General features: G+C 58.8%; 9 protein-coding genes. 1 reads left to right on the top strand and 8 read right to left on the bottom strand.

Annotation, left to right across the window (positions count from 1 at the left end):
- Window positions 1-29: 29 nt before the first annotated feature.
- Complete coding sequence (locus GS632_RS19955; protein WP_171179349.1) at window positions 30-1,163, top strand: Gfo/Idh/MocA family protein; 1,134 nt, start codon at window positions 30-32, stop codon at window positions 1,161-1,163.
- Here GS632_RS19955 and GS632_RS19950 read toward each other — a convergent pair whose 3' ends face one another.
- From GS632_RS19950 to xdhA, 8 genes are all read right to left on the bottom strand, one after another.
- Window positions 1,164-2,162 (bottom strand): LacI family DNA-binding transcriptional regulator, encoded by a 999-nt coding sequence (locus tag GS632_RS19950; protein ID WP_171179351.1) that lies wholly within the window; start codon window positions 2,160-2,162, stop codon window positions 1,164-1,166.
- 657 nt (window positions 2,163-2,819) lie between these two features.
- Window positions 2,820-3,893, bottom strand: coding sequence for a BMP family ABC transporter substrate-binding protein (locus tag GS632_RS19945; protein ID WP_171179353.1), 1,074 nt, complete (start codon window positions 3,891-3,893; stop codon window positions 2,820-2,822).
- Between the two features lie 31 nt (window positions 3,894-3,924).
- Complete coding sequence (locus tag GS632_RS19940; RefSeq protein WP_171093445.1) at window positions 3,925-4,845, bottom strand: ABC transporter permease; 921 nt, start codon at window positions 4,843-4,845, stop codon at window positions 3,925-3,927.
- Window positions 4,845-5,927, bottom strand: coding sequence for an ABC transporter permease (locus tag GS632_RS19935; protein ID WP_171179355.1), 1,083 nt, complete (start codon window positions 5,925-5,927; stop codon window positions 4,845-4,847). The genes GS632_RS19940 and GS632_RS19935 overlap by 1 nt, the downstream gene beginning before the upstream one ends.
- A gap of 62 nt (window positions 5,928-5,989) precedes the next feature.
- Complete coding sequence (locus GS632_RS19930; RefSeq protein WP_171179358.1) at window positions 5,990-7,507, bottom strand: ABC transporter ATP-binding protein; 1,518 nt, start codon at window positions 7,505-7,507, stop codon at window positions 5,990-5,992.
- Window positions 7,504-8,439, bottom strand: coding sequence for a xanthine dehydrogenase accessory protein XdhC (gene xdhC, locus GS632_RS19925; RefSeq protein ID WP_171179360.1), 936 nt, complete (start codon window positions 8,437-8,439; stop codon window positions 7,504-7,506). The genes GS632_RS19930 and xdhC overlap by 4 nt, the downstream gene beginning before the upstream one ends.
- Entirely contained in the window at window positions 8,439-10,841 is a 2,403-nt protein-coding gene (xdhB, locus tag GS632_RS19920) for a xanthine dehydrogenase molybdopterin binding subunit (RefSeq protein ID WP_171179362.1), read from the bottom strand. The genes xdhC and xdhB overlap by 1 nt, the downstream gene beginning before the upstream one ends.
- Window positions 10,838-12,235 (bottom strand): xanthine dehydrogenase small subunit, encoded by a 1,398-nt coding sequence (gene xdhA, locus GS632_RS19915; RefSeq protein WP_171722371.1) that lies wholly within the window; start codon window positions 12,233-12,235, stop codon window positions 10,838-10,840. Before xdhA ends, xdhB begins: the two co-directional genes overlap by 4 nt.
- Window positions 12,236-12,549: the final 314 nt, after the last annotated feature.

The raw sequence follows: 12,549 nt of genomic DNA, 5'->3' as shown, positions 1-12,549 counted from the left end.
CTATGAAATTCTAAAGAGAGACGATGACCATGGCTAAGTTGAGATGGGGCATGATCGGGGGCGGTGAAGGCAGCCAGATTGGGCCTGCCCATCGCTTGGGTGCTCAGGCTGACGGACTGTTTGAATTTGCTGCTGGCGCGCTGGATCACCGGCCCGAAGCGGGCCGCGAGTATGCGCAACGACTGGGCGTTGCTGCCGATCGCGCCTATGGCAACTGGCAAGAGATGCTGGCGAGCGAGAAAGACCGGGATGATCGAATTGATCTGGTGACCATCGCCACGCCAAACTCGACCCATTTCGAGATCGCCAAGGCGTATCTCGAGGCGGGCTTCAACGTGTTGTGCGAAAAGCCGATGACCATGACGGTAGAAGAGGGCGAAGAGATCGTCCGCGTCGCTGAAGCTTCGGGCAAGATCTGCGCGGTGAACTACTGCTATTCCGCGTACCCAATGGTACGTCAGGCCCGCGCGATGGTGCGTGCAGGCGACATCGGTAAGGTGCGTCTGGTCGTTACCAATTTCAGCCATGGTCATCATGGCGATGCGACCGACGCAGACAACCCGCGTGTTCGCTGGCGCTATGATCCTGCGATGGCAGGTGTCTCGGGGCAGTTTGCCGATTGCGGTATCCATGCACTGCACATGGCCAGCTTTATCTGCGATGACGAGGTGAAGACCCTTTCCGCCGATCTGACCTCGACCATCGCCAGTCGTGAACTGGAAGACGATGCAATGATCAACTTCCGGATGGAAGGCGGCACAGTCGGGCGTCTCTGGACGTCATCGGTGGCAATCGGGCGGCAACATGGCTTTGATATTCAGGTTTTTGGGGAAACCGGCGGGCTGCGCTGGGCATCCGAGCAACCTAATCAGTTGATCTATACCCCGGTGGGTGGGCGTACCCAGATCATCGAAAAGGGCGAGGGCGGTCTTCACGACGAGGTTCAGCGATTGTCTCGGGTCGCAATCGCGCACCCAGAAGGGTTCCCTTTGGCCGTAGCCAACATCTATTGCGATCTGGCCGATGCAATTCGCGGTGAAAGCCGGGATGGCTTGCCCGGAGCCGCAGATGGTGTCAGGTCCATCGCAGCTGTCCATGCGGCTGTTGCTTCGGGCAAAGCGGATGGTGCGTGGCAGGATGCCCGTCCACCAATGTTTCGCTGATCAGGGGCGGGGCCGCAACGTGCCCCGCTCAATCACCCGGCAAGGGAAAATACGGGCCTCGGGATAGCGCTGGGGCTCTTTCAACATCTCGACAACCAGATCGACGGATGAGGTAATGATCTGCTTGATCGGCTGGTGAATCGTCGTCAGATCGATGCTTTCCCAGCGCGACATTTCCATGTCGTTCAGGCCGATGATTCCGACATCTTTGCCCGGCCGCAAACTGTGATCTTTCAACGCTGACAGTGCGCCAATCGACAGGATGTCGTCGCCACAGAAATAAGCTTGGGCCGGATTATTGGCCAACAGCCCCAGCATCTCGGTCCGCCCTGCCTCGAAAGAGTAAGCCCCTGCGAAGCAATAGCTTACTTCAATCTCCGGGTGGTCTGCCAGTTCCTCCATGAAACCGCGATGCCGATCCAGGGCCGATGTTGCATCCTCAGGTCCGCCCAGATAACCGACACGCGTGTACCCACGCGCCACAAATTCGCGGGCGGCCATACGTCCGCATTCCACGTTGTCGATGCCCACGACATGCACTTCGGGCGAAGTGGCCGAGCGTCCAAATGTATGCACCACCGGCACGCCGGCATCATGAAACGCCTTGGCAAAGCTAGGTGGCAGCGTCGACGACGCCACGATGGCCGCATCCACCGAATATTGCCGCAGCATTCGGACCGAATTGGCGGGCTCGGTCTCGTCCGTCAGGTTCACGATCAACGGACGCAGGCCGCGTTCCTGCAAGGCACGCGTGAACTGATCGAAGACTTCAAGAAAAATGGGGTTGTGAAAGTTGTTCGAAATCAACCCGATCAGTTTAGTGCGCCCGGTGGTCAGCGACGAGGCAAGTGCATTCGGGCTGTAGCCAAGTTCGCGGGCTGCTTTTTCGACCTTGCTGCGTGTTTTTGCCGAGACCGAAGCGCCTTCGGTGAACGTGCGCGAGACAGCAGATCGCGATACGCCTGCAAGGGCAGCGACGTCTTTTAAGGTCACGCTCACGGGTGGCGTCTCCAACGGCAAAAGGAAAGGGATTTTGAGGTGGTTTTCATTGCCAGATCATTATGCAGTTTCGGTCAACTCCCGCAACCGGTTGCAAAGCAGCGCAGAGCGGACCCGAAATGAGTAAATCTTTTGATGGAACTTGAACACCTTGATCTGAACCAGTGCAGACAATCATATCCCATTGTCTGTTCGTTTGCGTCGGCTCAATTTGCCATCAACGCCTTCACATTTGCGGTGGCCTACCCGATTGGCGGAGAATCCGCATGCCAGAGCTTAGCCATTGGTTCTAAGGGTTCATATGAAGAAACAACCGCAAAACAGGGCCGATAAGTTACAGCATAACTCTTTCAGCTGGCTAATGTTAAAACTGTAGTGCAACAAGACCGCTCTGCATGCGGCAGGCCTTGTCGTTCCAACAACGTTGATTGAGGTGGAAGAGGCGGCACGTGCGCTAAAAGCCAGCGATATTGAAAAGCCGTTTCCTTCGGCTGGCTGTTGGGTGATACCCGCGGCGATTGCGTATCCCATTCTGGAGATCTGGGCCGATGCCCTTCATCAGATTTCAGAACGGTACACCTGACCTGCGTTTTCTAGACACTGCGATGAAAAAAGGCCCGCGTTCGTCGGGCCTTTTCTTTTAGTTATGCCCGCAGCTTACTGCGGAATTTCGCCTTCCAGCCCTTCGACATAGAAGTTCATGCCGGCCAGCGTGCCATCATCAGCCACTTCACCTTCAGCCAGCCAGTCGCTGCCGTCCTGCCTTTTCAGCGGACCGGTAAAGGGGTGGTACTCGCCCGCCGCCATGGCGGCTTTCAGTGCCAGGGCTTCTTCCTTCACATCAGCCGGTACGGCGTCTGAAATCTCGCCGATTGCAACCATGCCTTCGCGGATGCCATCCCAAGTGTTGGCGCTTTCCCATGTGCCATCCATGACGGCTTGGGTCCGGGCAATGTAGTAGGGGGCCCAATCATCGATGATCGACGAGACGCGCGGGAACGGGGCGTATTCGCTCATGTCCGACGCCTGACCAAAGGTGACAACATTGCCAGCCTCTTGTGCAGCCGCCTGCGGCGCGGTCGAGTCGGTGTGTTGCAGGATCACGTCTGCACCCTGTTCGATCAGAACAGTGGCGGCGTCAGCTTCTTTCGCAGGATCAAACCAAGTGTAGGCCCAAACGATCTTGAACTCGACATCCGGGTTCACCTTCTTGGCGTGGATATAGGCCGAGTTGATGCCGCGGATCACTTCGGGGATCGGATACGAACCGATATAGCCGATGATGTTCGACTTGGTCATATTGCCCGCGATGTGGCCCTGAACAGCGCGGCCCTCGTAGAAACGTGCTGAATAGACCGAGACGTTGTCGGCTGTTTTATAGCCGGTCGCGTGCTCGAATTTTACGTTCGGGAACTTCTTAGCCACGTTGATGGTCGGATCCATATAGCCGAACGACGTGGTAAAGATCAGATCAGCGCCTTCCAGCGCCATCTGGGTCATTACACGCTCAGCATCGGGACCTTCGGGAACCGATTCAACAAAGACGGTTTCAACCTTGTCGCCAAAGTGATCCTCGACGGCCAGACGGCCCTTGTTGTGCTCATAGGTCCAGCCGCCGTCGCCCACCGGACCGACATAGACGAAGCCGACCTTGGTTTTGTCTTCGGCCATAGCGCCTGTGGCTAGGCCCAGTGCCATGGCGGCACTTGCCAGAAGTGTAGTGAATTTCATGTGTTACTCCCCAAGTTGGTTCAGTTGGCCCCTAGTGCGAGGCATGGAAGGTCCGGCCCAGTGAGGCAGGTGCGCTGCTCTTGTCGGCCGAAAGGATCACAAGCACAAGGATCGTGATGATATAAGGCGACATTGCCAGATACTCGACAGGAATGGCAACGCCCGCTGCCTGCAAATTAAGCTGCAACACAGTGATGCCGCCAAACAAGTAAGCCCCCAGCAAGGCGCGCCATGGTTTCCAGCTGGCAAACACCACAAGCGCCAGAGCGATCCAGCCCACACCCGCGGTCATTCCTTCGGTCCACTGAGGCACGCGGATCAAGCTGATATAGGCGCCACCCAGACCCGCACAGGCCCCGCCGAAAAGGATCGCCATGATGCGGATCTTGATGACCTTATAGCCAAGTGCGTGTGCGGCATCGTGATTTTCGCCGACCGCGCGCAGAATCAGACCGACGCGGGTGTATTTCAGCGTCGCCCAGACCGCTGCGGTCAAAGCGATACCGACATAAAGGATCGGGTCATGCTGGAACAGGATTGGGCCGATGACCGGGATATCGCTGATCACCGGGATATGAATGTCGCCCATACTCGGGGGTTTGACGCCTACATAGCTCTGCCCCATCAGTGCGCTGAATCCCAGCCCGAACAGGGTCAGTGCAAGGCCACTTGCCACCTGATTGGCCAAGGCCACCTGTGTCAACAAAACAAACAGCAAAGACAGAACCGCGCCGCCAATGGCCGCCGCGACAAAGCCCAGCCAGGGCGACCCGGTCTCGACCGAGATCGCAAAGCCACTGATCGCGCCTACGATCATCATGCCCTCGACGCCAAGGTTCAGAACACCTGCTTTCTCAACGACCAGTTCTCCGATCGCGGCCAGCAGCAGGGGAGTTGCGGCCACCATCAGCGAAGCGACCAGAAGGACGGGGTTGATTTCACCAAGGTCCATTATGCTACCTCGCTACGCGCCGCACGGATGCGGTAGTTGGTCAGAAGATCGAAAGCCAGAAGGAAGAACAGCAGCATCCCCTGGAACACCTGAATGGCAGCGGCTGGCAGGCCCAGCTGCGATTGCGCGATTTCCCCGCCGATATAAGTCAGCGCCATCAGGCCACCGGCCAGCAGGATACCCACCGGATGCAGGCGGCCCAGAAAAGCAACGATAATCGCGGTGAAGCCATAGCCAACGTTGAAATCGATGCTGACCACGCCCGAAGGCCCTGAGACCTCGAACATCCCTGCCAGCCCGGCCAGTGCCCCGGAGAGGCCCAGACAGAACAGAATCAGCCGCGCCGGATTCACACCCGCGAATTTCGCCGCACGAGGTGCCTCACCAGTCAAACGGATGTGAAAACCCAGCATGTGCCGGTTCAGCAGGATATAGGCAAAGATCACGGCAATCAGTGCAGTGACGACGCCCCAATGCATACCTGACCCGGCGATCAACTCGGCGTTGTGCGCACTGTCATATTGCTGCAGGTTGCGCGAACCGGGAAAGCCAAAGCCCTCTGGGTTCTTCAGCAGACCCAGTGAGACCGAGGCAAGCATCTGCTCGGCCACATAGACCAGCATAAGCGACACCAGGATTTCATTGGTGCCAAAGCGCACTTTCAAAAAGGCCGGGATCATCGCCCAAAGCCAGCCGCCGAACGCGCCTGCGATTACCATGATCGGGAAGATGAAAAACGCATCCATAGGAAAAAAGGCCAGCCCAGCACCAGCGCCGAAAATGGCACCCATGATGTACTGACCTTCGGCCCCAATGTTCCAGATGCCAGCCCGAAAGCCCAGCGAAAGACCAATGGCGATCAAAACCAACGGCGCGCCTTTCACCAACAATTGGGGACGGTAGTAGAAGGCGAACTCGCCAAACAGTGGTTCCCAGAAAATGGTGCCAATGGCTTCAATTGGGTTCTTGCCCAGAATGGCGAACAAGATGCCGCCAAACACCATCGTCGCCAACACCGCAACCAAAGGGGTGGCATAAGACCACGCCTTGGACGGCTGTGGCCGTTTCTCCAACACAATCATCTGCTCACACCCCCAACTCTTCTTCTTGTTGCAAATACGGCCGCCGGAGGCGGTTCAACGCGTCACACATGCGCCACCTCCATGCCGTGGGCTCCACCCATCATCAGCCCGATCTCGTCCACCGTCAGACCCGTTGTTGGGCGCGGTGCGCTTAGCCGTCCTTCATTCAACGCCGCAAAGCTGTCCGAGATTTCCATCAGCTCATCCAGATCCTGGCTGATGCAGACCACGGCAGTCCCTTTGGCGGCCAGATCCAGAATGGCCTGCCGGATAGATGCCGCAGCAGCAGCATCCACGCCCCAGGTGGGCTGGTTTACAACCAGAACATCGGGGTTTTGCAGCACTTCACGACCGATCACGAATTTCTGCAGGTTCCCGCCAGACAAAGACCGGGCGGCATTTTCAGGACCCGGCGTGCGGACGTCAAAAGCGCTGATGATCTTTTCGGCAAAGCTCTTGGTTTCGGCCCACTTGAGGAAACCGTTGCTTTCCAGCCCTTCCCGCACCGATCCGGTCAGCAAGGCGTTTTCCGTCAGGCTCATATCCGGGGCTGCCGCATGACCCAGCCGCTCTTCGGGGGCCGTCAGCACACCCAGCTTGCGCCGCGCGGTGGGGCCGAGCTTGCCGATCCGCTGGCCGTTGAACTTGATCGCATCCGCGGCGGTCAGGATTTCACCGGACAACACGCCCAGCAATTCATCCTGCCCATTCCCGGCAACGCCACCGATGCCCAAAACCTCACCCTTGCGGACGGTCATGTGAATGTTCTTCAACGCAGTGCCGAATTCCGAGGGCGACGGGACGGACAGTCCACTGACATCCAGCGCAACTTCACCAAATTCACGCCCCGACCGTTCAGGCGTTTGCAGGGTTGATCCCACCATCATCTCGGCCATGTCCCGCGCGGAAGTTTCAGCAGGCACGCATTCGCCCACATTCTTGCCCAGCCGCAGGATCGTCGCGTGATCACACAGCGTGCGGATTTCTTCCAGCTTGTGCGAGATGTACAGGATCGACGTCCCTTCGGATCGCAGTTTGTTCAGCGTTTCAAACAGAATATCAACCTCTTGCGGGGTCAGCACGCTCGTCGGTTCGTCCATGATCAGCAGTTTAGGGTCCTGCAACAGGCAACGGATGATCTCGACGCGCTGCCGCTCACCCGCCGACAGATCGCCAACCGTGCGGTATGGGTCCAAAGGCAATCCGTAGGTCTCGGACACTTCGCGGATTCGCGAGGCCAGATCGCCCATCGGCGGCGGGTTCTCCATCCCCAACGCAATATTCTCGGCCACGTTCAAAGCGTCGAACAACGAGAAGTGCTGGAACACCATCGCGATCCCGTCCGCCCGCGCGGAGCGCGGCTCGGGCGGCGCAAAAGGCTGACCGCGCAGCAGCATCGTGCCGCTGTCGGGCTTCACCAACCCATAGATAATCTTGACCAGCGTGGATTTGCCCGCGCCGTTTTCCCCCAGCAGGGCGTGAACTTCGCCCTCGCCGATGTCAAAAGACACCTGATCATTGGCCACGACACCGGGATAGGCTTTGGTCAGCCCTTGCAGGCTCAGAAGTGGAGTGGTCACGCGCTCAGGTCCTTCTTCAACTCGTTCTGCCGGGCCGGGCGCAACAGCTGCGCGGCGACGCCGACGGCGATCATCTGCGGGTGTTTGCCCAGGTTCGGATCACCAATTGGACAGGTGATCCGGCTGATCCGCTCGGGCGAGTGCCCAAGGGCCGCCAGCCGCGACCGGAATCGCGCCCATTTCGTAGCCGAGCCGATCAGTCCCGCAAAGCGGAAATCATGTAAAAGCAGCCTGTTGCACAGCTCCAGGTCCAAATTGTGTGAATAGGTCAGCACAAGATGCTCGGCATCGGTCGGTGCGTGTCGAACCAGTTCGGCCGGTTTGGTAGCTGGAACCGAGGTAACTCCGGCGGCAATCGTGTCGGGAAACCGATCCAAGCCGGTGTCGATCCAGGTGATCGCAAGGTCGGGCAGCGGTGAGAGAACATCCACCAAAGCCCGTCCGACATGACCGGCACCCCAAATCCAAAGGTTCCGGTTTGGTTTGTGCACTGGCTCAATCATCCAGCCGTCAACCATCTGGGGTTCAGGTGTGATCCCCTGACCACGCGCGGTTGCCAGCACTCGTTTGACCGACAGCGGCATCTCTTCGCCAGATGTGGCACGTGCGATGAGTGTTTCATCCAGCGTTTCCAGCGCCGCGCGGTCATAGACCTCGCTGAGCAGCGAAACCGCGCCACCGCAACATTGTCCCATCCCAGGCCCAAGCGCGTGATGGGTTAGACGCGAAGACCGGGTTTGCGCCCGCGCCGCTTCGGCCGCCTGATATTCCAGCGTCCCTCCGCCGATGGTGCCGGACTGTCCGTCCTTCCAGACAAGCATGGCTGCGCCAACCTCGCGCGGGGACGATCCTTTGATGCCGGCAATAACCACCCGGACCACTCGTCCATGGGTTTCGACCGCCTCCCTCAAAGCCTCCAGGTCAAATCCCATCAGATGCCTCCCTTCATCCTTTGGACACCGCGCCAGACTTCTTCAGCCGTGGCAGGTGCGTCGAGCGCGGGGTAGGTATCGCCACATGCCGCAACCGCGTTGGACAGGGCCAACCATGCTGAGATGCCCAACATGAAGGGCGGTTCGCCAACCGCTTTCGAGCGATAGATCGTGTCTTCGCGGTTCTCGCCATCCCAAAGCGCGACATTGAAAATGTCAGGCCGGTCAGAGCAGGCAGGAATCTTGTAGGTCGAAGGCGCATGTGTGCGCAGGTTGCCCTTGTCATCCCAGACCAGTTCCTCGGTCGTCAGCCAACCCGCGCCTTGCACGTAACCGCCTTCGACCTGCCCGATATCCAGCGCCGGGTTCAGCGATGCGCCCGCGTCATGCAGGATATCCGTGCGTAGAATGCGGTTTTCACCGGTCAGAGTATCGACGGCTACCTCGGTGACCGACGCGCCATAGGCGAAGTAGAAAAACGGGCGTCCGCGCCCTGCGATTCGGTCCCATTCGATCTTGGGCGTTTTGTAAAAACCGGTTGCCGACAAGCTTATCCGGCCCTGATAGGCCAGCGCTGCGGCTTCGGCAAAAGTGTACTTTTCTTCCCCAACCATTACGTGACCATCGGAGAAACTGACCGTCGACGGATCAGCCTGATGCCGTTCCGCCAGATAGTCTGCCATCCGGTCGCGGATCGTATCACAAGCGGCTTTCACTGCCATGCCGTTCAGATCACTGCCCGAGGACGCCGCCGTGGCCGAGGTATTGGGCACCTTGGCTGTATCCGTGGCGGTGATTTTCACCATCTCCAATGGGATGCCAAAGCGCGAGGCTGCGACTTGCGCCACTTTCTGGAACAGTCCCTGACCCATTTCGGTGCCGCCATGGTTTAGGTGGACCGAGCCGTCCTGATATACATGCACCAGCGCACCCGCCTGATTGAGGTGAGTCAGAGTGAAGGAAATCCCGAACTTGACCGGAGAGAAGGCGATGCCTTTTTTGATAACGCTGTTTTTGGCGTTCCACTCTCCAATAGCCGCCTTGCGCGCGGAGTAGTCGCTGGATTTCAGCAGTGCATCGGTCATTTCGTGCAGTTCGAAATCGCTGACCTCCATGCCGTAGGGCGTCGTGTTGCCACCAGCAGGAAGGGGACGCACCGGCGCGTTCCCGGTTTCAACCGCGCCGCGGCTGGTCAGGTCCTCATGCGGGTCGGGATGGCCCAGAAGCTTCTCTGTTGGTGCGACCTCAGCAACCGCATGCGCGGGTTCATAGTAGTTCCGGCGGCGCAGCTCGACCGGGTCCAGCCCCAGTTTATGCGCGGCGTGGTCCATCACCCGCTCGATCCCGACCATCCCCTGCGGGCCGCCAAAGCCGCGATAGGCGGTGGCGGATTGGGTGTTGGTTTTCAACCGGTGGCTTTCGATCCTTGCGTTGGGCAGCAGATAGGCATTGTCCGAATGCAGCATGGCGCGGTCGGCGACGGGCAGAGACAGGTCCTGCGCCCATCCGCAGATGGCGTAATGAAGGAACGATACGCCCTGAATATGCCCATGCTCATCGAACCCGGCCTTATAGGAAATGCGGAAGGCATGGCGCTTGCCGGTGATGATCATGTCATCGTCGCGGTCATAGCGCATCTTGCAGGCTTTGCCTGTGGCGCGCGCGGCTATGGCGCAAGCGACAGCCAGCGCGTTGCCTTGGCTTTCCTTGCCGCCAAAGCCGCCGCCCATCCGGCGGGTTTCAACCCGGACAGCGTGCATGGGGACACCCAAAGCGTCCGCTACTTTGTGCTGAATTTCGGTCGGGTGTTGTGTGGAACTGTGCACCAACATATCCGCGCCTTCATTTGGCACGGCCAGTGCAGCCTGGCCTTCGAGGTAGAAGTGCTCCTGCCCGCCAAGTTCGAACGTGCCTTCGATCACATGTGCTGCACCTGCGATGGCGGCATCCGCATCGCCTTTGGCGTAAACACGTGGGCCATCCTCGAACCGGCTATCCGCGGCCAGCGCCTCTTCAACCGTCAGGATCGGTGTGTCCTCGGCATAGTCGATCTTGCCCAGGCGCGCGGCCTTGCGCGCGGCCAGATGGCTGGTGGCGACGACCAGAAATACGGGCTGGCCGATATAGTGAACCGTGCCGTCCGACAGCAGTGGTTCATCATGGATCGAGGGCGAGACGTCGTTGGCGAAAGGCAGGTCCTCGGCCGTCATCACCATCACAACACCTTCGGCGGCCTTTACTCCCGACAGATCCATTGCGGTGATATTACCCTTGGCAATCGGGCTGATACCAAATGCCAGATGCAGCGTGCCTTTGGGTGTCGGGATGTCATCCACATATCGCGCCGAGCCGGACACATGCAGCGGCGCCGCGTCGTGGGGGAGGGGTTTGGTCACGCTCATGCCGACACCTCCAGCACGTTGGTGATCTCGCCCTGGTCTTCGAGGAAATAGCGTTCCAGCATCGCTTTGGCCGTTTCCAGACGATAGATGGCCGAGGCGCGCATGTCCGTGAGTGGTGAATAGTCCTCGGCAAAATATGGCAGCGCGGCCGCAACGGTCTCGCGTGTCCAGGGTTTGCCGATCAGTGCGGCCTCGACATGGGTTGCCCGTTTCGGAATACCGGCCATGCCGCCAAACGCGATACGCGCCTGTGTGACGGTGCCGTCCGAAACAGTGATATTGAAACTGCCGCAAACGGCCGAGATATCCTGATCGAACCGTTTGCTGAGCTTGTATGCCTTCAGCCTGTCAGGCTGACGTGGGAAGCTGACGGATTCGACGAATTCACCCGGGGCACGATCCTGCTTGCCATAGTCAATGAAGAACTCTTCCAAGGGGATCGAGCGCCGCTCATCGCCTTTGCGCAGGTGTAGGTTTGCACCCAGCGCAATAAGCGCAGGTGGATTGTCCCCTATGGGCGAACCATTTGCGATGTTGCCGCCGACGGTCGCTGCATGGCGCACCTGAACGCTGGCGTAGCGTCGGATCATTTCGGCATAGGACGGGTGAAGGTCGGCCAGGGCCTCTCCCATGCGGTTCATGTCGACCATTGCACCGAAGCGGGCTTCGGTATCGGTGATCGTGATTTCTTTCAAGTCATCACAACGGTTGAGGAATATGACCGGGTCCAGATCACGCAGCTGCTTGGTGACCCAAAGACCTACATCGGTTGCGCCGGCAACCAGGGTGGCGCTAGGGTGCTCGGCAAACAGAGACGCCAGTTCGTCAGCGCTGTTGGGGAGGAAGGGGGGCTCTGCCCCCTGGCCTGCGGCCTCCCCCCGAGGTATTTGTGAACAAGAGAAGGACCGGTCGTCAGTGATCCATTTTGGGGTTGGTTCAGCCTCGGCGGTTTTGGCAGCGCGGATGATTGGGGCGTAACCGGTGCAGCGGCACAGGTTCCCTGCAAGCTGGGTGTCGTGATCTGTTGCGCCATTTGCATGACTGGCGACCATCGACATTACAAAGCCGGGGGTGCAGAACCCGCATTGAGATCCGTGCAGGTCCACCATCGCCTGTTGTACCGGGTGGGCTTCGCCATTCGGGCCCCTGGCACCTTCGACGGTGCGGACGGCTTTGCCGTGCAATTGCGGAAGAAACAGAATGCAGGAATTCAGGGCCTTATGGCCGTCTACATCCGTGACCATGACGGTGCAGGCCCCGCAATCGCCTTCGTTGCAGCCTTCCTTGGTGCCGGTCAGGCCGCGATCCTCGCGTAGCCAATCCAGCAGGGTCGCCGTTGGATCGATATCCGCCAGCTCCACTGTCTCTCCGTTCAGAAGAAACGTGATATTCATTCGAGAAACCCGTCGCGTTACCCTGTTGCGCCCATTGGACCCTCCTTCGATGCGACGTAGAAAGAGCGGCGGGCGAAGTGCTTGCCGTAAGATGTTAGAAACTGCGCGGCTTATCTGGCAAGAAAAACTGCCTATATGATGTACCATTTGGAACGCGCAGCATGCTTTTCCTGCTTTTGTGTAAAAGGCAGGCGCTTGTAAATAAAGTGCTTTTTGAATGCGACGGGCACTCAATCCCGAAGCACCTTCTGAAAAAGCCGAATAATCAGCGCCGATTTTTTATGCATTCCAAAGCCACGGTTCCCGCTTTTGCA

The organism is Ruegeria sp. HKCCD7296 (genome assembly GCF_013110775.1).
GTDB lineage: Bacteria > Pseudomonadota > Alphaproteobacteria > Rhodobacterales > Rhodobacteraceae > Ruegeria.
This window is presented reverse-complemented; position numbering and strand designations above follow the sequence as displayed.

Coding starts and splice junctions, on each gene's coding strand:
- GS632_RS19940 (WP_171093445.1), bottom strand. CDS start 4,845: ATGGACCTTGGTGAAATCAACCCCGTCCTTCTGGTCGCTTCGCTGATG.
- xdhB (WP_171179362.1), bottom strand. CDS start 10,841: ATGAGCGTGACCAAACCCCTCCCCCACGACGCGGCGCCGCTGCATGTG.
- xdhA (WP_171722371.1), bottom strand. CDS start 12,235: ATGAATATCACGTTTCTTCTGAACGGAGAGACAGTGGAGCTGGCGGAT.
- GS632_RS19955 (WP_171179349.1), top strand. CDS start 30: ATGGCTAAGTTGAGATGGGGCATGATCGGGGGCGGTGAAGGCAGCCAG.
- GS632_RS19945 (WP_171179353.1), bottom strand. CDS start 3,893: ATGAAATTCACTACACTTCTGGCAAGTGCCGCCATGGCACTGGGCCTA.
- xdhC (WP_171179360.1), bottom strand. CDS start 8,439: ATGGGATTTGACCTGGAGGCTTTGAGGGAGGCGGTCGAAACCCATGGA.
- GS632_RS19935 (WP_171179355.1), bottom strand. CDS start 5,927: ATGATTGTGTTGGAGAAACGGCCACAGCCGTCCAAGGCGTGGTCTTAT.